Genomic DNA, 21,008 nt, shown 5'->3' on the forward strand with positions numbered 1-21,008 from the left:
CCATGACTGTCGAACCTGATCCGCAGCCCGCCGCGGCAGTTGATTCGCGGCCCGCCGCGGCAGTCGATTCGCGGCCCGCCGCGGAAACAGCCGACGCGCTGCTGCGGCCCGTTCGACTCGGCAACGCCTTCGAGGACACCGTCGGCCGACTGCTGGAGACGATCCGGCTCGGCGTTTTGGGTCCGGGGGAGTCCTTGCCGCCCGAGCGCGAGTTGGCGGCGCGTCTCGGCGTCAGCCGCGACACCGTACGGGAGGCGATCAAATCGCTGGCCGACGCCGGGTACCTGGTGTCCAAGCGCGGGCGGTACGGCGGCACTTTCCTGGCCGAGGAGTTGCCCCGGCACACCGCCGACGCGCCAAGGCCGACTCGCGAGCAGATCGATGATGCCTTGCGACTACGCGAGATCCTGGAGGTCGGGGCGGCCAGGATGGCGGCCGGCCGCACCCTCAGTGCCGCCGAGCGCGACGGGTTGTGGTCACGACTGGCCGATGTCCGCGCCGCCGCACCCGATGACTACCGTCGCCTGGATTCCCGATTGCACCTGGCCATCGCCGAGGCCGCGGGGTCACCATCGTTGGTGCCGCTGGTGGCCGAGAACCGGATGCGGGTCAACGCGCTGCTGGATCAAATCCCGTTGCTGTCCCGCAACATCGCCCATTCCGACGAACAACACGAGGCCATCGTGATCGCGATTCTGGCCGGCGACGGCGAGGGTGCGGCCGCGGCGATGCTGGCGCATGTCGGCGGATCGTCGACCTTGCTCCACGGCTTCCTGGATTAGATTCGAACCGTGGTCCATCCCGGTAACGACGAACAGGTCGCGCGTGCGTCGTCGGCCCTGGCCGACGTCGACACATCCGGGTGGGCGCGGCGATTCGACCTGTTGTCCGACCCCCACCGGCTGGAGATCCTGCTGGGGCTGCACCGTGCACCCGGCATCTGCGTCGGCGATCTGGCTGCCGCACTCCGACGCTCGGAGAATGCGGTGTCCCAGGCATTGCGGGTGCTGCGGGAGCAGGGCTGGGTCAACGCGACGCGAACCGGTCGCACGGTCAACTACCGCTTGGAGGACGAGACGGTGCACGACCTGCTGCACTGGATCGGGGCCCGGCACGGCTGAAGCCGATCATCATCTGTTCACCTGGACAGATATCGGGGCCTCGCCTTACGCTCGGTCGATGACCATCGGTGCTTCGCAGGCAGCTGCCCGATCAGCCCGAGTGGCAACCCGTTTCGACCGAGCCGATTGGATCTCGATCGGGGCGGTCGGTGCGGTGGTCCTGCTGCTGCACGTGCTGGGGTGGGGTGTGCTGGTCTTCGGTGTGGCGCCGCAGCACATCACCCTGGGGTCGACCGGCGTGTTCGGCGTCGGCCTGGGAGTCACCGCCTACTTGCTCGGTGTCCGGCACGCCTTCGATGCCGACCACATCGCCGTCATCGACAACACCACCCGGAAGATGGTCGGGGAGGGCACCCGATCGGTGTCGGCGGGGTTCTGGTTCTCGCTGGGTCACTCCAGCGTGGTGTTCGGGCTGGCGCTGCTGCTGGCGCTGGGCGTGCGCACGCTCGCCGGTCCGGTGCAGGACGAACAGTCCGCGATGCTGCAGACGCTCGGGCTGATCGGGTCGCTGGTGGCCGGAACATTCCTGATCCTGATCGGTCTGACGAACCTGGCCGCCGCGGTCGGTATCGCCAAGGTCTTCCGCGCCATGCGCAGCGGCGACTACGACGAGGCCGAACTCGAACGTCAACTCGACAGCCGGGGTTTCCTGGCCCGCCTGCTGGCCCGGGTCATGCGGCGGGTGAGCAAGCCCTGGCACCTGTACCCGGTCGGCTTCCTGATGGGGCTGGGCTTCGACACCGCCAGTCAGGTCGCCCTGTTGGTGCTGGCCGCCGGGACCGCGGCCTTCACCTTGCCCTGGTACGCGATGCTGGTGCTGCCGGTGCTGTTCGCGGCGGGAATGAGCCTGTTCGACAGCCTCGACGGCATTTTCATGGCCCGGGCCTACGGGTGGGCCTTCCTGCAGCCGGTGCGCAAGGTCTACTACAACCTGACCGTCACGGTGCTCTCGGTGATCGTGGCCCTGGTCGTCGGCGTCATCGTGCTGGTCGGGCTGCTCGTCGAACGCCTCGGCATCACCACCGGACCCCTGGCCTTCGTCGGCTCGGCCGATCTGGAGTTCGTCGGCTTCGCGATCGTCGGGCTGTTCGTGCTCAGCTGGGCTGTGGCCCTCGGGATCTGGCGGTTCGGGCGCATCGAGCAGCGCTGGGCTGCCCGCGCCTGACGGTCAGTCCGTCAGCCCCAACAACGCATTCTCGATCACCTCGGGCAGCGCCGGGTGGATCCAGTACTGGCCACGGGCAATCTCTTTGGCGGTCTGGCCGAAACTCATCGCCTGAATCAGCGGCTGGATGATCGAGGACGCCTGATGTCCCATGATGTGGGCGCCCAGGATCTTGCCGGTGGCTCGGTCGCCGATCAGCTTGGCAATACCGGTGGTGTCCTCCATGGCCCAGCCGTAGGCCGTGTCGCCGTAAGCCTGGACTTTGGTGACGATGTCGTAGCCTTCCGCCCGGGCCTGGGCTTCGGTGAGGCCGACGGTGGCGATCTGCGGTTCGGTGAACACCGCCGACGGCACGAACCGGTGATCGCTGGCCACCAGCGCCGCGGTGTCATCCCAATCGCGCAGCAGGTTCTCTCTGACGACGCGCGCCTCGTGGTTGGCCACGTGCTTGAGCTGATAGTCCGACGACACGTCGCCGAGGGCGAAAACTCCGGGGGCCGTGGTGCGTTGGTATTCGTCGACGATCACCCGGCCGTCTTCGTCGACCTCAACCCCGGCCAGTTCGGCGTCGAGCTGATCTCCGTTCGGTATCCGGCCGGTGGCCACCAACAGCATGTCGGCGGTCAGGGTTTTTCCGTCGTCGAGTTCCAGCACGATCTTCTCACCGTCGTGGTGGGAGCCGATCACGTTCTCGTGGGTGCGCAAATCCCATTTCTCGGCGGCCAATTCGCTGAACCGGTGGCAGATCGTCTCGTCACAGTGGGTGAGTAGCCCCGATCCGCGCACCACGATGGTGACCCGCACCCCCAGGGCGGAGAAGACATGGGCGAACTCGGCCGAGACGAAGCCGCCGCCGACGATCACCAGGTGCTCGGGTAGTTCGGGGATCCGCATGATGTCGTCGCTGGTGTAGTACGTCACGCCGCAATCCACAATGGCCGGCGGGATGAACGTGCGGGACCCGGCAGCGATCACCACCTGGTCGCTGCTGAACTGATCACCGGCCTCGGTGCGCAACGTATACCGGCCATCGGCGGTCGTGGGCCCGAACCGGGTATGGCTGGTGTACACCGTGATCTGGGGGTCGTTGCGCCGGTAATCCTCACCACCGGCCGCGATCGGGTCGATGCGGCCGAACACCCGTGACACGATGTCGGGCCAGCGCACCTTGTCGATGTGGGCGTCCACGCCGAAGCGGGTGCTGTCGGCGACCGTATGTGCCACCTCGGCGGCGTAGACGAACATCTTGGTGGGGATGCACCCGACGTTGAGGCAGGTGCCACCGAACGTGCCCTGCTCGCAGATCGCGATCTTCTTGCCGGCATACCGCTCGTCGATGATGCTGTTGCCCGAGCCGGTGCCGATGATCGTCAGGTCGTAGTGCTCCATCTAAGCCCCTATCCGGAAGATGTTGTGCTCGGCCGGGTTTGCGTGTTCAGGTAGTGGTCGAGCCAGTGATCGAGCTCCCGATAGGCCGTCGCCCGGGCCTCGGGCACCGACAGGAACACGTCGTGCTTGGCGTCGGTGATCGGCACCACGGTGGAACGGTTTCCCACACAACCCGACCAACGTGCGATCTGGCGGACATCGAGCACCGCATCACCGCGCTGCATCGCCGCCGGATCGGAGGTCTCGCGGACACTGTGATCCGACCGAAGGATCAGATTGGGCACGCCGACATCCAGGCCGCGGTGCAGCCGGGCCTGCGCCCGGCGGACGGCATTGATCCAGCCGAGGGTGATGGGGAAGCCGCCCAACGGTTTCCAGGCCAGGTTGTAGTCGAACTCGCCGTCGTAGTCCCGATGCAGGGTGGTGCCGTAACCGCCTTCGGTGGGCTTGCGGATCACCGAGAGCTTCCGCCACCGGGCCAAGGCGATCAGCGCGGCCGACGTCGGTGCCATCCGCAAGACCGCCGGTCCGTGCAGATCGAAGAACGGGCTGTTGAGGATCAGGCCACCCACGAGGTGGTCGGTCAGCCGGCCGCTGCGGCGCATACGGTCGGCGAACAGCGTGAGGATCAGCCCACCGGCCGAATGCCCGTACAGGCACACCGTCGCGTTGCCGGTGTCGGCGGCGATGACGGTCAGGGCCCGCTGCAGATCGGCGTCATAGCGCGCCAGGTCGGTGGTGAAGTGCGGGGTCTGGCCGTCCCGGCGGGACCGCCCGCACTTGGGCAGATCGAGCGCGTAGAACGCAAACCCGCGGTCGGCGAACCGCTCGGCCAGCTCGGTGTGAAAGAAATAGTCGGTATAGCCGTGCAGTGCCAGCACCGCGTGGCCGGGCCGCGCACCTCCGGCGCCGTGCCCGGATTTGGCGCCTCCGGCGCCGGTGCTGGATTTGGCGCCTCCGGCGCCGTGCCGCACCAGTGTGGCGACCAGGTCACCTTCCCCGTCCGGATCTGGTCCACCATCGATGGTGTGCTGCCAGAACCCCGGCAATACATCCGGCTCCCACAGGGGCTCGGGCGACGTCACGGCTCCACCCTAACCACGGCACCACAGGTAGCGGGTGACGGATAGCACTACCATGCCTGGCCAACCGGGATTCGTCGCGCGATAACCTGGGCATAACAAAAGCCGTCGATGATGACGGGCCGCGCAATACGAAGGACGAGCGATCAGGGTGTCTGAGGCAAACGTGGGTACGACCGTGAAGACCGACGTCGTGCTGGTTGGGGCCGGCATCATGAGCGCAACCCTCGGCGCTCTGATCCGCCTGTTGGAGCCGGACTGGTCGATCACCATGATCGAGCGGCTCGACGGCGCCGCCGCCGAGAGCAGTGACCCGTGGAACAACGCAGGCACCGGACATTCGGCGTTGTGTGAGCTGAACTACACGCCGGAGCTGTCCGATGGTTCCATCGACACCGCCAAGGCGATCAACGTCAACGAGCAGTTCCAGGTGTCGCGGCAGTTCTGGGCCTACGCGGCCGAGAACGGCGTGCTGCCCGACGTGCGCGGCTTCCTCAACCCGATCCCGCACGTCAGCTTCGTGCACGGCGCCGCCAACGTCGATTACCTCAAGCGCCGCCACGCGGCACTTGTCACCAATCCGCTGTTCTCGTCGATGGAGTTCATCGACGACAAGGACGAGTTCGCCCGCCGGCTGCCGTTCATGGCCGCCAAGCGTGACTTCTCCGACCCGGTCGGCCTGAACTGGTCGCAACACGGCACCGACGTCGACTTCGGCGCGCTGTCGCGTCAGCTGATCGGTTTCACCGCGCAGCGCGGGATGGACACGCTGTTCGGCCATGAGGTACGCGACCTGCGCAAGGAATCCGACGGAACCTGGACGCTCAAGGTCAGGAACCGCCGCACGGGTCTCAAGCGCAAGGTCAACGCCAAGTTCGTGTTCGTCGGCGCGGGCGGCGGCGCGTTGTCGTTGCTGCAGAAATCGGGCATTTCCGAGGCCAAGGGCTTCGGCGGCTTCCCGGTCGGCGGCGCCTTCCTGCGGACCGACAATCAGGTGCTGACCGCCGGGCATCAGGCCAAGGTGTACGGGCTGCCGCCGCTGGGCGCCCCGCCGATGTCGGTGCCGCACCTCGACACCCGGGTGATCAACGGCAAGTCGTGGCTGCTGTTCGGGCCGTTCGCCGGTTGGTCGCCGAAGTTCCTCAAGCAGGGCAAGGTCACCGACCTGCCGTTCTCGGTCAAGCCCAACAACCTGGCCTCGATGCTGGGTGTCGGTCTGACCGAGGTCGGACTGCTCAAGTACCTGATCGGTCAGTTGCTGCTCAGCGAGGCCGACCGGGTGGAAACCTTGCGGGAATTCGCGCCCAGCGCAGTCGATTCCGATTGGGAGCTGGACATCGCCGGGCAGCGGGTGCAGGTGATCCGGCGCAAGGGCGCCGGTGGCGTACTCGAGTTCGGCACCACGGTGCTCACCGCCGCCGACGGCAGTATCGCCGGACTGCTGGGCGCCTCGCCCGGTGCGTCCACCGCGGTGCCGGCCATGCTCGACGTGTTGGAGCGCTGCTTCGCCGATCGCTACCAGAGCTGGGTGCCCAAGCTCAAGGAGATGGTGCCCTCGCTGGGTACCAAGCTGTCCAACGAACCGGGCCTGTTCCAAGAGGTCTGGGCGTGGGGCACCAAGGCACTCTCACTGGACGTTCCAGCGACCGTGTGACGGGGTCGGTCGGATGACGGTCGCTTTACGCCGCAGCTGGGCCAAAGACCTCGACGTGCCAACCCTTTACGAGCTCCTCAAGCTGCGTGTCGAGGTGTTCGTGGTGGAGCAGGCCACGCCGTATCCGGAGCTCGACGGGCGTGACCTACTGGCCGAGACGCGGCACTTCTGGCTCGAAGACCGTGATGGAGAAGTGATTTCGACCCTGCGGCTGATGGAGGAGCACCCCGGCGGGGAGAAGTCCTTCCGGATCGGCCGGGTGTGCACCAAACGCAGCGACCGCGGTCACGGACACACCACTCGGCTGCTGCAGGCGGCATTGGCCGAAGTCGGTGACTATCCATGCCACATCAACGCACAGACCTACCTGGTCGACATGTACGGCCGGCACGGATTCGTCCGTGACGGCGACGAGTTCCTCGATGACGGAATCCCGCATGTACCGATGGTGCGGCCCGGGGTCAGAGGCGCAGATGTGACGGAGACGGACCTTTCATGACCGAGCACACCTACCCCTTCAGCGCACTGGTGGGGCAGGACCGGCTGCGGCTGGCCCTGCTGTTGTGTGCGGTCCACCCCGAGATCGGCGGCGTGCTGATCCGCGGTGAGAAGGGCACGGCCAAGTCCACCGCGGTGCGTGGGCTGGCCGCGGTGTTGTCCGCGGTCGACGACGATGCCCGGTTGGTGGAACTGCCGATCGGCGCCACCGAGGACCGGGTGGTGGGCTCGCTGGACCTGCAGAAGGTGTTGCGCGACGGCGAGCACGCCTTCTCGCCCGGTCTGCTGGCCCGCGCCCACGGTGGTGTGCTCTACGTCGACGAGGTCAACCTGCTGCACGACCATCTGGTGGACGTCTTGTTGGACGCCGCCGCAATGGGCCGGGTTCACGTTGAGCGGGAGGGTATCTCGCATTCCCACGAGTCCCGGTTCGTCCTGATCGGCACCATGAACCCCGAAGAAGGTGAGCTGCGTCCGCAGCTACTGGACCGGTTCGGGCTGACCGTCGATGTGGCCGCCTCGCGTGACGTCGACGTCCGCGTCGAGGTGATCCGGGCCCGGATGGCATATGAAGCCGACCCGACGTCCTTCACCGAGCGCTACGCGCAAGCCGATGCCGAACTGGCCGCGCGGATCGCGGCGGCTCGGGCGACGATCGGCTCGGTGGTGCTGCCCGACACCGAACTTCGCCGCATCGCCGCGCTGTGCGCGGCCTTCGACGTCGACGGCATGCGCGCGGATCTGGTGGTGGCGCGCACCGCCGTCGCACATGCGGCCTGGCGCGGCGCGACCACGGTGACCGAAGAGGACATCCGGGTGGCCGCGGAGCTGGCTCTGCCACACCGTCGTCGTCGCGACCCGTTCGACGATCCCGGCCTGGACCCCGAGCGCCTCGACGAGGCCATGCAGCAGGCGGGGGAGTCCGCCGAGCCACCGCAGTCGGAGGCGGATCCCGATCCAGATTTCGACCCGGATTTCGATCCGCCCGGCGGGGGCGCCGATGCCGGCTCGGAAGGGCCGTTGGCGCAGGGTAATTCGGCGAAGTCGGGGACACGCCCGAGCGCTCCGCCGTCGGCGGTGTTCCGGACCAAAGCCCTCGTGGTGCCCGGTGTCGGCGAGGGAGCACCCGGTCGTCGTTCGAGGGCCCGCAACCGTACCGGCACACCCATCGCGGCCACCGCGGAACCGGGCAGCGGCCACGGCCTGCATATGTTCGCCACCCTGCTGGCGACGGCCGGGCGGCAGCAGGGCTCCGGACTGCCACGCCCGCGCCCAGAGGATGTGCGGCGTGCGGTACGCGAAGGCCGCGAGGGCAACCTGGTGATCTTCGTCGTCGACGCGTCGGGTTCGATGGCCGCCCGGGACCGGATGTCCGCGGTCACCGGGGCCACCCTGTCGCTGCTGCGTGACGCCTATCAGCGACGGGACAAAGTCGCGGTGATCACGTTCCGTCAGGCCGATGCCCGCATGCTTCTCCCGCCCACCACCTCGGTGCACATTGCCGGCCGCAGGCTGGCCCGCTTCGACACCGGCGGCAAGACGCCGTTGGCCCAGGGCCTGTTGGCGGCGCGCGATCTCGTCATCCGGGAGAAAGCCCGCGACCGCGCCCGGCGCAGCCTGGTGGTTGTGCTCACCGACGGCCGGGCCACCGGTGGCCCCGATCCGCTGGGCCGCACCGGGCAGGCTGCGGCCGCGCTCGCGGCCGAGGGTGCTGCCGCCGTGGTGGTCGATTGTGAAACTTCGTTCGTGCGATTGGGGTTGGCGCCGAAACTGGCCGAACAGCTGGGGTCGCCGGTGGTGCGGCTTGAGCAGTTACGCGCAGCCGAACTGACCCGGTTGGTGCAACACCAGACCGCCGCCTAAAGCCGACTCTGCAGGAAGGACCACCCATGCCACAGGGCCAGCCGCTGACCGTCCCCGACGACGGATTGACCACCAAGGCCCGGCGTAATGCGCCCCTGCTCGCGGTGCACACCGGACCGGGGAAGGGCAAGTCGACCGCGGCCTTCGGCATGGCGTTACGCGCGTGGAACCAGGGCTTTTCGGTGGCGGTGTTCCAATTCGTGAAGAGCGCGAAATGGAAGGTCGGCGAGGAAGCCGTGTTCGGTCAGCTCGGCCGGCTCCATGACGAGTCCGGCGCCGGTGGCCCGGTCGAGTGGCACAAGATGGGCTCAGGTTGGTCGTGGACCCGGAAACACGGCAGCGACGTCGATCATGCGGTGGCGGCGGCCGACGGCTGGGCCGAGATCAAACGCCGGCTGACCGAAGAACGTCACGATTTCTACGTGCTCGACGAGTTCACCTATCCGCTCAAGTGGGGCTGGATTCCGGTGGATGAGGTGGTCGAGGTGCTGAATGACCGCCCGGGAACCCAGCATGTGGTGATCACCGGCCGCGACGCCCCGCAAGCTCTGATGGATGCCGCCGACCTGGTGACGGAGATGACCAAGATCAAGCATCCGATGGATGCCGGCCGTAAAGGACAGAAGGGCATCGAGTGGTAGGCGGAGTGAGCATGGCGCGCCATTCTCGCCGGAAGATATGAGCGCAACGACCCCGGCGGTGGTGATCGCCGCCCCCGCGTCCGGCAGTGGGAAGACCACGGTGGCAACGGGTTTGGTCGGCGCGCTACGCCAGGCCGGCCATGCCGTGGCCCCGTTCAAGGTGGGCCCGGACTTCATCGACCCCGGCTATCACGCCCTGGCGGCCGGCCGGCCCGGTCGCAACCTGGACCCGGTGCTGGTCGGCGACGAGTTGATCGGCCCGTTGTATCGGCACGGCTGTACCGGCGCCGACATCGCGGTCGTCGAAGGCGTGATGGGACTGTTCGACGGTCGCATCGAAGGACAGATGACCGGTATCCCGCGGGGGTCGGCAGCGCAGGTGGCGAACCTGCTCGGGGCGCCGGTGGTATTGGTGGTCGATGCCCGCGGGCAGAGCCACAGCATCGCCGCCCTGATCCACGGCTTCGTCACGTTCGACCCCTCGGTGCGGCTCGCCGGCGTGATCCTCAACCGGGTGGGCTCGCCGCGGCACGAGGAGGTGTTGCGCCAGGCCTGCGAGCATGCCGGGGTGGCGGTGCTCGGCGCGATTCCCCGGGCTGACGAATTGACCGTCCCCTCAAGGCACCTCGGACTGATCACCGCGGTCGAACACGGCCGGCAGGCTCGTGAGGCAGTGGCTGCGATGACGGCTCTGGTGGCCCGGCACGTAGATCTCGAAGCCCTGGTCTCGGCATCCGCCGCCCACGTCGCGGCGGCACCCTGGAGTCCGGTGGCCGAATCGGTGACCAACGTCACCGTGGCCCTGGCCGCCGGCAAGGCGTTCAGCTTCGGCTATGCCGAACACGCCGAACTGCTGCGTGGCGCCGGGGCGCAGGTCGCCGAGTTCGACCCGTTGTCCGACCCGCTACCGGCCGAAGCGGAGGCGTTGGTGCTGCCCGGCGGATTCCCCGAACAGTTCACCGCCGAACTGTCGGCCAACGCCCTTGTCCGCCAGCAGATCAGGGACCTGGCCGCCCGCGGAGCCCCGATCCATGCCGAGTGTGCCGGCCTGACCTACCTGGTCGACGATCTCGACGGGGTACCGATGTGTGGCGTGCTGGCCGGGTCGGCACGGTTTACCGAGCGTCTCGCCCTTGGCTATCGCGACGCGGTCGCGGTCGTGGACTCGTGCATGCACGCCGCGGGTGATCGGGTCACCGGCCACGAATTCCACCGGACGACAGTGGAATTCGCCGAAGAACAGCCGCCGGCGTGGGCCTTCACCGGTCCCGGGCAGGTGGCGCGGCGTGACGGCGTGGTACGGGCCGGCGTGCACGCCGGGTACCTGCACACCCACCCGGCGGCACACCCGGAGGCCATCACCCGGTTCGCGACCACTGCGGCAACCACTAAGCTCGGCGAGTGACTTCGGAGAACGCCTACCTCGTCGGCTTACGCCTGGCGGGCAAAAAGGTCGTCGTTGTCGGCGGTGGAACCGTCGCGCAGCGTCGGCTGCCCTCGCTGATCGCCCACGGCGCCGACGTACACGTGATCGCCAGGGCGGCCAGCCCCGCGGTGGAGGCGCTGTCGCACGACGAGCCAGGTATCACCCTGCAGCTACGCGACTTCCGGGCCGGTGATCTCGAGGGCGCCTGGTATGTCATCGCGGCCACCGACGACACCGCGGTCAACGCGGCCATCGCTGCCGAGGCCGAGGAGCGTCGCATCTTCTGTGTGCGGGCCGACATCGCCCGCGACGGTTCCGCGGTGACCCCGGCGACCTTCGACTACGACGGCCTGTCGATCGGTGTCCTGGCCGGCGGCGAACACCGCCGCTCGGCCGCGATCCGCACTGCGATCCACGAAGCGCTGCAGCGCGGCGTGCTGACCGCCGAAGCCGACGATTCCGGTGAGGCGGCCAAGGGGGTGGCCCTGATCGGCGGCGGACCGGGCGACCCCGAACTGATCACCGTGCGTGGACGCCGTCTGCTGGCCCGTGCCGACGTCGTGGTCGCCGACCGGCTGGCACCCCAGGAATTGCTGGCCGAACTCGGACCTCATGTCGAGGTGATCGACGCCGCCAAGATTCCCTACGGCCGGGCGATGGCGCAGGAGGCGATCAACCAGCTACTGGTGGAGCGTGCCCGCGAAGGGAAGTTCGTCGTGCGGCTCAAAGGCGGTGATCCGTTCGTTTTCGCCCGCGGCTATGAAGAGGTTCTGGCGTGCACCGAGGCCGGCATCCCGGTCACCGTCGTCCCCGGTGTGACAAGCGCCATATCGGTGCCCGCATTGGCCGGTGTTCCGGTCACCCACCGCGGCATGACCCATGAGTTCGTGGTGGTCAGCGGCCATCTTCCGCCCGGCCACCCGGAATCGTTAGTGAATTGGAATGCGCTGGCGGCGATGAGCGGCACGATTGTGTTGCTGATGGCCGTCGAGCGCATCGAGCAGTTCACCAAAGTGCTGCTCGATGGCGGACGACCTGCGGATACGCCGGTCCTGGTGGTCCAGCACGGCACCACCGTCGCGCAACGCACCCTGCGGGCCACGCTGGCCGACGCGCCGGAGCGGATTCGGGCCGACGGCATTCGACCCCCGGCGATCATCGTGATCGGGTCCGTCGCGGCGTTCGCCGGTTAAAGGATTCTTAAGATTCCGGTAAGGTGGCCCGGTATGACGGCACTCAATGACGCCGAGCGCCAGGGCCTTGCCGCCCGCCTCCCGTCCTGGTTCCCGTCCTGGGGCTTCCTGTCGGCGGTGATCGCAATCGGCGGCATGCAGCTGCTGGCCACCATGGACAGCACGGTCGCCATCGTCGCGCTGCCTAGGATCCAGGACGAGCTCGGCCTGTCCGACGCCGGGCGCAGCTGGGTGATCACGGCGTACGTCCTCACCTTCGGTGGGCTGATGCTGCTCGGCGGCCGGCTCGGCGACACCATCGGGCGCAAGCGCACCTTCATCGTCGGTGTCGCGTTGTTCACCATCGCCTCGATCCTGTGCGGCATCGCCTGGAACGAAGCGACGCTGGTGATCGCCCGGTTGTTGCAGGGCATCGGCGCGGCGATCGCCTCACCCACCGGGCTGGCGCTGGTGGCCACCACGTTCCCGAAGGGCCCGGCGCGCAACCTCGCCACCGCGGTGTTCGGTGCGATGACCGCCATCGGTTCGGTGATGGGCCTCGTGGTCGGCGGCGCGCTGACCGAGGTCTCCTGGCGATTGGCGTTCCTGGTCAACGTGCCGATCGGCCTGGTGATGCTCTACCTGGCCCGTACCGCACTGCGCGAGACCAACCGCGAACGGATGAAGCTCGACGCCGCGGGCGCCCTACTGGCCACCCTGGCCTGCACCGCCGCGGTGTTCGCCTTCACACAGGGCCCCGAGAGCGGCTGGCTGGCGCCGGTCACCTTGACCTCCGGGGCGGTGGCCGCCGTGGCCGGCATCGCGTTCTTGATCGCCGAACGCAGCGCCGCGAACCCCGTGGTGCCGTTCGACCTGTTCCACGAGCGCAACCGGGTCGCCACGTTCGCGGCGATCTTCCTGGCCGGCGGTGTGCTGTTCACCTTGACCGTGCTGATCGGGCTCTACGTGCAGGACATCCTGGGCTACAGCGCCCTGCATGCCGGCATCGGCTTCATCCCGTTCGTCGTCGGCATGGGTATCGGTCTGGGCGCCTCGTCACAGATCGTCCGGTTTTTCCAGCCGCGGTTCGTGGTGATCGGCGGCGGCATCCTGGTGCTGGGCGCGATGATCTACGGCTCGACGCTGCATGCCGGTATCCCGTACTTCCCGAACCTGGTGTTGCCGATCACGATCGGCGGTATCGGCATCGGCATGATCGTCGTGCCGCTGACCCTGTCGGCGATCGCCGGTGTCGGCTTCGACCGCATCGGCCCGGCCTCGGCCATCGCCTTGATGCTGCAGAACCTCGGCGGTCCGCTGGTGCTGGCCATCATCCAGGCCGTGATCACCTCGCGCACCCTCTACCTGGGCGGCATCACCGGGCCGGTCAAGGACATGAACGGTCCGCAGTTGGCAGCGCTCGACGCCGGCTACACCTACGGATTGTTGTGGGTGGCCGCAGTCGCGGTGCTGGTCGGCGGAGCGGCGCTGTTCATCGGTTACACGTCCGAACAGGTCGCCCATGCCCAAGAGGTCAAGGACGCGATCGATTCCGGAGAGCTCGAGCTCGACTGACCTGATACCTGAGTCCACGACATTGCAGACAAGCCGACGCGGATTTCTGGCATTGGCGTGCGCAGCCGCTGCGTCGAGTGCGGTGCGTCCGGCCCGTGCCCTTGCTCAGCCGCCGTTGCGACTGGACGTCGCCGTCAGATCGCCATGGATGGCGAACCAGGTGGCGCTGACCAGTGACAACATCATGTTTCTGGGTTTGCCGCGCTACGCACGGCAAACGCCGACTCCTTCGATGGCACGGCGCGAACCGGGCGGCACGCTCGTCCCATTTCCAGGTGACTCGTGGAACGACTGGAAGCCAGGCGATGACGGCAGGGACGCATTCGTCTACCTGAACTCGGTGCACATCTTCGCCGACGACATGGTGTGGTGCGTGGATCAGGGGTCGCTCAGCGAAGGCATTTTTCCGTCTGTCAACGCCACCCTGGCTTCGGACGCGCAGAAGCTCATTCAACTCGATCCCCGTTCCGGGCGGGTGCTGACCGTTCTGCGTTTCGACGAGACGATCCTGCCTCCGGGCGCGCAGATGAACGACCTCCGGATGCACGGCTCGCTGCTGTACGTCACCGACTCCGGGCTCGGCGGACTGATAGTGCACGACCTCGCGACTGGCAAGACGATGCGCAGGCTCTCAGGGGACAAGGTGGTCAGGGCCTCGCTCGCCGATGTGCCCGAGATCTTGGCTCATGTCAAAGGAGGCGAGACCTTCCGCCCGCCAAACAGCGACATGATCGAGATCACCGCCGACGGAAAATGGCTCTACTGGGCTGCCCCTACGGGGCCGCTGTATCGGGTTGAGACCCGGTATCTCAAGGACGAGGCAGTATCCGATGCGGAATTGGCCGCCCATGTCGAGCATGTCTTCGACAACAACTTTTCCGGTGGCTGCGCGATGGATTCGCTCGGCAACGTGTACTTCTCCGAAACGGTCACCCGCAACATCACCGTCCTGTCACCCTCGGGTAAAACCGCTGTGTTGGTATCGGACCCGACGTTGGTCCGCCCCGACGGGTCGTTCATCAGTCGTGAACGTCGGCTCTACATACCGATAAAGCAACCCGTCGAATCGGGAATCGAGGGGCCTACCGCCGATGAAGCGCCGTTTGTCACCTACGCGGTCTCCCTGCCCGAAAGCCTCGACGGAATCCCGCTCGGCGGTCCGGTGACAGGTTCCTGATCGGCCGCTTCCCCGATAGTCTGTCGGCGTGGACAGGCCGAGCCGCCAAAAGATTTCCGAGGCCGTCGGGCCGCTGGGCTGGCGCCTGGTGCTGGGTGCCATCTACACCGAGGTCCTGGTGCCGTCGATGGCCGCCGCGGCCGGGGCGGCGTCCCATGCGGTGGCCGCGGCCGGTACCGATGCCCCCGGCCATCTTTCGATCGACATCCGCAGTGACCGGGCCGTCCTGCGCCTACGGACGCGCGATGCCGGTGCGGTGACGGCGCGGGACCTGGAGCTGGCCCGTGACGTGTCACAGGCGTTGGCGGCCCACGGTTTCGAGCTGTCGACCGGGGGCGGATCCGTCCAGGCCTTCGAGATCGCCATCGACGCGCTCGACATCGCCGCGGTGCGCCCGTTCTGGAAAGCCGTCACCGGATACGAGGACGAGCCAGGTCTGTCCGGTGTCAACGACGGACTCGTCGATCCGTTCGGCCGGGGCCCGGTGATCTGGTTCCAGCAGATGGATTCCCCACGCTCACAACGTAATCGGATACACATCGACATCGACGTCCCGCATGAGGTGGCGCAGGCGCGGGTCGATGCGGCGCTGGCCGCAGGTGGTCGGTTGCTCAGTGACCGTCGGGCACCGGCCTTCTGGGTCCTGGCCGACGCCGAGGGCAACGAGGCCTGCATCTGCACGTGGCAGGGTCGCGACTAGGCTGGCCCGCTGTGATCACCCGTATGTCCGAGCTGTTCCTGCGAACCCTGCGTGACGACCCCGCCGATGCCGAGGTGCCCAGCCACAAGCTGTTGATCCGGGCCGGCTATGTCCGCCCGGTCGGTCCCGGCATCTACAGCTGGCTGCCGCTGGGCCTGCGGGTGCTGCGCAGGATCGAGAAGATCGTGCGGGAAGAGATGGACGCTATCGGCGGCCAGGAGATCCTGCTGCCCGCACTGCTGCCGCGTGCACCGTACGAGACCACCAACCGGTGGACCGAGTACGGCGACACCCTGTTCCGGTTGCAGGATCGGCGCGGTAACGACTACCTGCTCGGGCCGACGCACGAGGAGATCTTCACCCTGACCGTCAAGGGGGAGTACTCCTCCTACAAGGACTTCCCGGTGATCCTCTACCAGGTCCAGACCAAGTATCGCGACGAGGCGCGTCCCCGGGCCGGCATCCTGCGTGGCCGCGAGTTCGTGATGAAGGACTCGTACTCGTTCGACGTCGACGACGACGGCCTCAAGAACGCCTACCACGCCCACCGTGAGGCGTACCAGAAGATCTTCGGCCGACTGGGTGTGCGCTATGTGATCGTCTCGGCGGTCTCGGGCGCGATGGGCGGCAGTGCCTCCGAGGAGTTCCTGGCCGAGAGCGAGGTCGGTGAGGACACCTTCGTGCGCTGCCTGGATTCCGGCTACGCCGCCAACGTCGAAGCCGTGATCACCCGGGCCCCCGCGCCGCTGCCGATCGAGGGCCAGCCAGCGGCGCAGGTGCACGACACCCCCGACACGCCTACCATCGCCACCTTGGTCGACTGGGCCAATTCGGCTGGGCTGGAACAGTTCACGGGCCAGGAGGTGACCGCAGGCGACACCCTCAAGAACGTTCTGCTCAAGGTCCGCGAGCCCGGCGGCGAGTGGGAGCTGCTCGCGATCGGCGTGCCCGGCGACCGTGAGGTCGACGAGAAGCGCCTCGGCGCGGCACTTGAGCCTGCCGAGTTCGCACTGCTCGACGACGCCGACTTCGCCAAGAACCCGTTTCTGGTCAAGGGTTATGTCGGACCTAAGGCATTGTTGGACAACGACGTTCGCTATCTCGTCGATCCGCGCGTGGTGGACGGCACGGCTTGGATCACCGGTGCCGACGCCCCCAACAAGCACGTGGTCGGCCTGGTCGCCGGCCGTGACTTCACCCCCGACGGCACGATCGAGGCCGCCGACGTTCGCGACGGCGACCCGTCCCCGGACGGCGCCGGTGTGCTGACCTCGGCGCGGGGCATCGAGATCGGCCACATCTTCCAGCTGGGCCGCAAGTACGCCGATGCCTTCACCGCCGACGTGCTCGGCGAGGACGGCAAGCCGGTGCGGTTGACGATGGGGTCCTACGGCATCGGGGTGTCTCGCATGGTCGCGGTGATCGCCGAACAGCAGCACGATGAGCTCGGCCTGCGCTGGCCGAGCGCCGTCGCGCCCTTTGACGTGCACGTGGTGGTGGCGAACAAGGATGCGGCCGCCCGCACCGGTGCGGCCGAACTGGTCGCTGATCTGGACCGGCTCGGCCACGAGGTGCTGTTCGACGACCGCACGGCCTCGCCCGGCGTGAAGTTCAAGGATGCCGAACTGCTCGGTATGCCGTGGATCGTGGTGGTGGGCCGCGGCTGGGCCGACGGCGTGGTGGAACTGCGCAATCGGCTCACCGGCGAGAAGCGCGAGGTGGCCGTCGATGCGGCCGCCAGCGAGATCTCGAACGCGATCTCCGGCTGCTGACTCAGCGCGAGGGCTGGCGGCGTCGGCGTTCAATGTCGGCGCGGTTTCGACCTCTGGGCTGCTGTGAGCGATCGGCGGCAGCCCTGGGGTAGAAACCCGTGAAACGCCGAGCGAGCAACGCGCGTGAAACCCGACCGAGGCCGTTACTCGGAGCCGCCGGGGAAGGCGACCGTGACCGGCGAGGTGCCGATGATGGCCCGCCACTTGGCGGCGGTGAGCGCGGTCTCGGTCAGGGCGGTCACCGCGAAGGTGCGGTCATCGGCATTGGAAGCCTGTTCGAGCACCGCTCGCCAGGCCACCGAGGCATCTTCTTCCATCCGGATCGCGAGGTTGGCGGCCTCGGTCGGGTTGGTCACCGGCGCGGGTAGCTGATAGCCGGCCGCAGGCAGCGGCGGGGTGACCGAGCGGGCCTCGAGCCGAGCCATGGCATCTTCGCGACGGGCTCGATGCTCGGACATCGCGGCGGCCACCAAGGCGTTCTCCTCGACGGTCGAATGCGACGACACCAGCCCATAGCCGTAGATCGTCGCGTGCTCGACGGCCACTGCGTCGAACAGTGCGGCATCGGCCGACGTGCTCGGCCGGGTCGGAGCGGTCGTCGACCGTGGGTTCGGTGAGGTCACTGTGCACCTCCCAGCGCGACGGTGTAGGCAGCCGCGCACGAGGCCGCGATGGATCCGAGCAGACCGGCGCGGTAGCCGGTCAGCGTGTGCGCCACCTCGGCCGCTTGCTCTGACGACTCCTTCAGTGCGGTGACGACGTCGCCGACCGTGGAGGTGGCCGCGGCCGGGGCGCCTGGCGCACGGGTCGTGGTCGTGGCGGTGCTGCTGGCGGCGGGCGTCGCACCCATGCGCGTCAATTCGTCGGACAGAGCTTCGGCGTGTGCGGTGCGGTCGGCGGCCACCGCGTTCAACGCCTGGGCCTGTGCGGGCTGCTCGTCCGCGACGGCCGCGGCCAGCTCGGCATCGGCGCGGGCCCGGTCCAACTGCTCGGTGAGGTCGTCGACTTCGGGTTGCGGCGTCGTCGTACCGCAGGCGGCGGCGGTGGCGCCCAACAGGGCGAGGGCCGCGGCCGAGAGCAGTACGCGCCGCCGGCTGATGTCTGCATGGGCGCTCGGCACGTGAACATCCTGCCATTGCCCGACGCCGCCGCCTGACGACGTCCGCCACGCACCCGACGACGATTGGCGGTTGCTACCGCGGCGCTGGCGTATCGTGGATAGGCGATTCCGGGGCCAGCTCACGCGGCTGGCCCGGGCCTTCGTGCCGGAGACAATTCAAGATGAGGAGCTCGCCGTGGCACCGGATCCAAAGTTGCGGTCTGCGGAATTACCGTCGCAGGCGCAGGTGATCGAGCTACTTGACGGCGAATTCGCGCGCGCCGGCTACGAGATCGACGACGTCGTGATCGACGCGTCCGCGCGCCCGCCCCGCATCGTGGTGACCGCCGACGGCGACGAAGGCCTCGATCTGGATTCCCTGGCTGCCTTGTCGCGGACCGCCTCAGAGTTGCTCGACCGGCTCGCCGGAGGCGACACGCCGTATGTGCTCGAAGTCACCTCACCGGGCGTGGACCGGCCGCTGACCGAAGCCAAACACTTCCGGCGCGCCCGCGGCCGCAAGGCCGAACTGACGCTGGCCGACGGCGCGGTGTTCACCGGCCGGATCGGGGAAACCGACGGCGCCGTGGTCAAAGTCGTGGTCCCGGAGGGCCGGGAGCTGGCGATCCGGGAAATCGCTCTGGCCGATATCGCAAAAGCTGTTGTGCAAGTGGAGTTTTCGCCTCCAAACCGACGCGAATTGGAACTGTCCGGACAAACCGGGAAGGGGGCCGGGGAATGAACATCGACATGGCCGCGCTGCATGCCATCGAGGCGGACAAGGGCATCACGGTCGACGTGGTCGTCGACACGATCAAGTCGGCACTGCTCACCGCCTATCGGCACACCGATGGCCATGAGCCTGACGCGCATATCGACATCGATCGCAAGACCGGCGTCGTCAAGGTGATCGCCCGTCAGACCGACGCCGACGGCAACGTCCTGCACGAGTGGGACGACACGCCCGAGGGGTTCGGACGGATCGCGGCGACCACGGCCAGGCAGGTCATCCTGCAGCGGTTGCGCGACGCCGAGAACGAGAAGACCTACGGGGAGTTCTCCGCACACGAGGGCGACATCGTGGCCGGGGTGATCCAACGCGACGCCAGGGCCAACGCCCGGGGGCTCGTGGTGGTCCGCATGGGCAGCGAGACCAAGGGTTCCGAAGGCGTGATCCCCAGCGCTGAGCAGGTGCCGGGGGAGAGCTACGAGCACGGCGACCGGTTGCGCTGCTACGTCGTCGGCGTCACCCGGGGCGCGCGGGAACCCCTGATCACCCTGTCCCGCACGCATCCGAACCTGGTGCGCAAGTTGTTCTCGCTGGAGGTCCCCGAGATCGCCGACGGTTCGGTGGAAATCGTGGCGGTGGCCCGCGAGGCCGGTCACCGGTCGAAGATCGCGGTGGCCTCGCGCGTGCCCGGGCTGAACGCCAAGGGTGCGTGCATCGGCCCGATGGGCCAGCGGGTGCGCAACGTGATGAGCGAACTGTCCGGCGAGAAGATCGACATCATCGACTACGACGAGGACCCGGCGCGGTTCGTCGCCAATGCCCTGTCTCCGGCCAAGGTCGTGTCGGTGTCGGTGATCGACGAGGCCGCTCGAGCGGCGCGCGTGATCGTGCCGGATTTCCAGCTTTCCCTGGCGATCGGCAAAGAAGGGCAGAACGCCAGGTTGGCGGCCCGGCTCACCGGGTGGCGGATCGATATTCGCAGTGATGCCGCGCCCCAACCGGACCACGACGTCCGCCCCGGCGCGGTACACGACTGACAGCAGTGACCGGCGTTTCGGAGCACACCCGGTGGGGCGGTAGACTCAGCCGTGATCCAGCGCGAGACTCCGGCTCTGACGCATCGAAGCACCTCCGACACCCCTGTCGGACCAGTGCGGACCTGCATCGGGTGTCGGAAGCGAGAGTTGGCCGCCGAATTGCTTCGTGTGGTTGCGGTGACCGACGGGAATGGGACGAGTTCCGTGACCGTTGATCCCACGGCCAGCCTGCCCGGGCGGGGTGCATGGCTGCATCCTGACCGCCAGTGCACGCAGTTGGCAGTTCGGCGACGAGCTTTCGTCCGAGCGTTGCGACTCACCGGTTCACCGGATACATCCGCAGTGATCGAGTACGTCGAAGGAATTCGGCCACCCGAGCACTCCGGTCAAGAGAACAGGTAGCGAAGAACATGAGCACACCGTGAAGTCCCGATGACCATGCGTCATAGCTAAACCCGAGGCGCGGCGCCTACCACCGCTGTTGCCTCCAGACGAGGAGATGTAGTGGCAGGTAAGGCCCGTGTACACGAGTTGGCCAAGGAACTCGGTGTCACAAGCAAGGAACTCTTAGCCAAGCTCAAGGAGCAGGGCGAGTTCGTCAAGTCGGCGTCGTCCACGGTGGAACCGCCGGTCGCGCGTCGGTTGCGCGAATCTTTCGGCGCGAAGGCCGAAGCACGCTCGGGCGCGAAGAAGCCCGAGGACAAGCCGCGCCCCCAGGGTGGCGGTGCTCCCACGCCGGCCGCACCCAAGCCCGGCGCCCCCGCACCCAAGCCGGCTCCGGCCAAGCCCGCAGCCCCCGCGGCTCCGGCGGCTGAAGCTCCGGCGCCGGCCGCCCCGGCCCGACCCGCGGCTCCCAAGCCGGCGGCCCCGCAGCCCCCGGCGGCTCCGAGTGCTCCGGCCGCGGCGG

Annotated in this window: 21 protein-coding genes; 17 read left to right on the forward strand and 4 right to left on the reverse strand. The window is 67.8% G+C overall.

Going from position 1 to position 21,008, the window contains the following annotated elements; translation table 11 throughout:
* Nucleotides 1-2: 2 nt before the first annotated feature.
* Genes A5740_RS13225 through A5740_RS13235 form a run of 3 tightly spaced genes read left to right on the forward strand, consistent with a single transcriptional unit; the run spans nt 3 to nt 2,286 of the window.
* On the forward strand, nt 3-782 hold the full coding sequence (locus A5740_RS13225; protein WP_254849175.1) for a FadR/GntR family transcriptional regulator: 780 nt from the start codon (nt 3-5) through the stop codon (nt 780-782).
* 9 nt (nt 783-791) lie between these two features.
* The gene (locus A5740_RS13230; protein WP_175616234.1) at nt 792-1,121 is read left to right on the forward strand and encodes a helix-turn-helix transcriptional regulator; all 330 of its coding nucleotides are present in this window, start codon (nt 792-794) and stop codon (nt 1,119-1,121) included.
* A 58-nt stretch (nt 1,122-1,179) separates the two neighbouring features.
* Nucleotides 1,180-2,286 carry a HoxN/HupN/NixA family nickel/cobalt transporter gene (locus A5740_RS13235; RefSeq protein WP_076194667.1) on the forward strand — a complete coding sequence of 369 codons (1,107 nt, stop codon included), beginning with the start codon at nt 1,180-1,182 and terminating at the stop codon, nt 2,284-2,286.
* A 3-nt stretch (nt 2,287-2,289) separates the two neighbouring features.
* Here the strand turns inward: A5740_RS13235 and mtr are convergent, their stop codons facing one another.
* Together mtr and A5740_RS13245 are read right to left on the reverse strand one after the other, a co-directional pair.
* Complete coding sequence (gene mtr, locus A5740_RS13240) at nt 2,290-3,675, reverse strand: mycothione reductase (protein ID WP_076194669.1); 1,386 nt, start codon at nt 3,673-3,675, stop codon at nt 2,290-2,292.
* Between the two features lie 8 nt (nt 3,676-3,683).
* On the reverse strand, nt 3,684-4,760 hold the full coding sequence (locus A5740_RS13245) for an alpha/beta hydrolase (protein ID WP_076194670.1): 1,077 nt from the start codon (nt 4,758-4,760) through the stop codon (nt 3,684-3,686).
* 211 nt (nt 4,761-4,971) lie between these two features.
* Here A5740_RS13245 and mqo point away from each other — a divergent pair, with 211 nt between their 5' ends.
* The 10 genes from mqo to A5740_RS13295 all read left to right on the forward strand — a co-directional run bounded on the left by mqo (nt 4,972) and on the right by A5740_RS13295 (nt 17,235).
* Nucleotides 4,972-6,411: a malate dehydrogenase (quinone) gene (gene mqo / locus A5740_RS13250; protein WP_371454750.1), complete on the forward strand. Its 1,440-nt coding sequence runs from the start codon at nt 4,972-4,974 to the stop codon at nt 6,409-6,411.
* Nucleotides 6,412-6,424: 13 nt separating this feature from the next.
* Nucleotides 6,425-6,910, forward strand: coding sequence for a GNAT family N-acetyltransferase (locus A5740_RS13255; protein WP_076194674.1), 486 nt, complete (start codon nt 6,425-6,427; stop codon nt 6,908-6,910).
* Nucleotides 6,907-8,772, forward strand: a complete 1,866-nt coding sequence (locus A5740_RS13260; RefSeq protein ID WP_076194675.1) for a magnesium chelatase subunit D family protein — start codon at nt 6,907-6,909, stop codon at nt 8,770-8,772. Before A5740_RS13255 ends, A5740_RS13260 begins: the two co-directional genes overlap by 4 nt.
* 26 nt (nt 8,773-8,798) lie before the next feature.
* The gene (gene cobO, locus A5740_RS13265; protein WP_076194677.1) at nt 8,799-9,413 is read left to right on the forward strand and encodes a cob(I)yrinic acid a,c-diamide adenosyltransferase; all 615 of its coding nucleotides are present in this window, start codon (nt 8,799-8,801) and stop codon (nt 9,411-9,413) included.
* Nucleotides 9,414-9,450: 37 nt separating this feature from the next.
* Nucleotides 9,451-10,818, forward strand: a complete 1,368-nt coding sequence (locus A5740_RS13270) for a cobyrinate a,c-diamide synthase (protein ID WP_076194679.1) — start codon at nt 9,451-9,453, stop codon at nt 10,816-10,818.
* Nucleotides 10,815-12,032, forward strand: a complete 1,218-nt coding sequence (cobA, locus tag A5740_RS13275) for a uroporphyrinogen-III C-methyltransferase (protein ID WP_076194681.1) — start codon at nt 10,815-10,817, stop codon at nt 12,030-12,032. The genes A5740_RS13270 and cobA overlap by 4 nt, the downstream gene beginning before the upstream one ends.
* Before the next feature lie 33 nt (nt 12,033-12,065).
* Nucleotides 12,066-13,586: an MFS transporter gene (locus tag A5740_RS13280; RefSeq protein ID WP_076194682.1), complete on the forward strand. Its 1,521-nt coding sequence runs from the start codon at nt 12,066-12,068 to the stop codon at nt 13,584-13,586.
* 148 nt (nt 13,587-13,734) lie between these two features.
* Nucleotides 13,735-14,763, forward strand: coding sequence for an L-dopachrome tautomerase-related protein (locus A5740_RS13285; RefSeq protein WP_217696695.1), 1,029 nt, complete (start codon nt 13,735-13,737; stop codon nt 14,761-14,763).
* A 28-nt stretch (nt 14,764-14,791) separates the two neighbouring features.
* A complete protein-coding gene (locus tag A5740_RS13290; protein ID WP_076194686.1) occupies nt 14,792-15,463 on the forward strand; it encodes a VOC family protein in 672 nt (223 codons plus the stop codon).
* An 11-nt stretch (nt 15,464-15,474) separates the two neighbouring features.
* The gene (locus tag A5740_RS13295) at nt 15,475-17,235 is read left to right on the forward strand and encodes a proline--tRNA ligase (protein WP_076194687.1); all 1,761 of its coding nucleotides are present in this window, start codon (nt 15,475-15,477) and stop codon (nt 17,233-17,235) included.
* 143 nt (nt 17,236-17,378) lie between these two features.
* Here the strand turns inward: A5740_RS13295 and A5740_RS13300 are convergent, their stop codons facing one another.
* The gene (locus A5740_RS13300; RefSeq protein WP_076194689.1) at nt 17,379-17,858 is read right to left on the reverse strand and encodes a ferritin-like domain-containing protein; all 480 of its coding nucleotides are present in this window, start codon (nt 17,856-17,858) and stop codon (nt 17,379-17,381) included.
* Entirely contained in the window at nt 17,855-18,355 is a 501-nt protein-coding gene (locus A5740_RS13305) for a hypothetical protein (protein ID WP_076194690.1), read from the reverse strand. The genes A5740_RS13300 and A5740_RS13305 overlap by 4 nt, the downstream gene beginning before the upstream one ends.
* Before the next feature lie 175 nt (nt 18,356-18,530).
* Here A5740_RS13305 and rimP point away from each other — a divergent pair, with 175 nt between their 5' ends.
* The 4 genes from rimP to A5740_RS13325 all read left to right on the forward strand — a co-directional run.
* On the forward strand, nt 18,531-19,076 hold the full coding sequence (gene rimP, locus A5740_RS13310) for a ribosome maturation factor RimP (RefSeq protein WP_076194720.1): 546 nt from the start codon (nt 18,531-18,533) through the stop codon (nt 19,074-19,076).
* Nucleotides 19,073-20,101: a transcription termination factor NusA gene (gene nusA / locus A5740_RS13315; RefSeq protein WP_076194692.1), complete on the forward strand. Its 1,029-nt coding sequence runs from the start codon at nt 19,073-19,075 to the stop codon at nt 20,099-20,101. Before rimP ends, nusA begins: the two co-directional genes overlap by 4 nt.
* Before the next feature lie 177 nt (nt 20,102-20,278).
* Nucleotides 20,279-20,503: a YlxR family protein gene (locus tag A5740_RS29100; protein ID WP_254849178.1), complete on the forward strand. Its 225-nt coding sequence runs from the start codon at nt 20,279-20,281 to the stop codon at nt 20,501-20,503.
* Between the two features lie 102 nt (nt 20,504-20,605).
* On the forward strand, nt 20,606-21,008 hold a 403-nt coding region (locus A5740_RS13325), incomplete at its 3' end, for a translation initiation factor IF-2 N-terminal domain-containing protein (protein WP_175616235.1).

Origin of the sequence: Mycobacterium sp. GA-1841, assembly GCF_001954135.1 — a bacterium.
In the GTDB taxonomy this organism is placed as follows: Bacteria; Actinomycetota; Actinomycetes; order Mycobacteriales; family Mycobacteriaceae; genus Mycobacterium.

Bases quoted from the DNA above. Each gene is read 5' to 3' on its own strand.
- A5740_RS13280 (WP_076194682.1), top strand. From the start codon at position 12,066: ATGACGGCACTCAATGACGCCGAGCGCCAGGGCCTTGCCGCCCGCCTC.
- A5740_RS13225 (WP_254849175.1), top strand. From the start codon at position 3: ATGACTGTCGAACCTGATCCGCAGCCCGCCGCGGCAGTTGATTCGCGG.
- mqo (WP_371454750.1), top strand. From the start codon at position 4,972: ATGAGCGCAACCCTCGGCGCTCTGATCCGCCTGTTGGAGCCGGACTGG.
- A5740_RS13235 (WP_076194667.1), top strand. From the start codon at position 1,180: ATGACCATCGGTGCTTCGCAGGCAGCTGCCCGATCAGCCCGAGTGGCA.
- A5740_RS13255 (WP_076194674.1), top strand. From the start codon at position 6,425: ATGACGGTCGCTTTACGCCGCAGCTGGGCCAAAGACCTCGACGTGCCA.
- A5740_RS13270 (WP_076194679.1), top strand. From the start codon at position 9,451: ATGAGCGCAACGACCCCGGCGGTGGTGATCGCCGCCCCCGCGTCCGGC.
- A5740_RS13260 (WP_076194675.1), top strand. From the start codon at position 6,907: ATGACCGAGCACACCTACCCCTTCAGCGCACTGGTGGGGCAGGACCGG.
- mtr (WP_076194669.1), bottom strand. From the start codon at position 3,675: ATGGAGCACTACGACCTGACGATCATCGGCACCGGCTCGGGCAACAGC.
- cobO (WP_076194677.1), top strand. From the start codon at position 8,799: ATGCCACAGGGCCAGCCGCTGACCGTCCCCGACGACGGATTGACCACC.
- nusA (WP_076194692.1), top strand. From the start codon at position 19,073: ATGAACATCGACATGGCCGCGCTGCATGCCATCGAGGCGGACAAGGGC.
- A5740_RS13285 (WP_217696695.1), top strand. From the start codon at position 13,735: ATGGCGAACCAGGTGGCGCTGACCAGTGACAACATCATGTTTCTGGGT.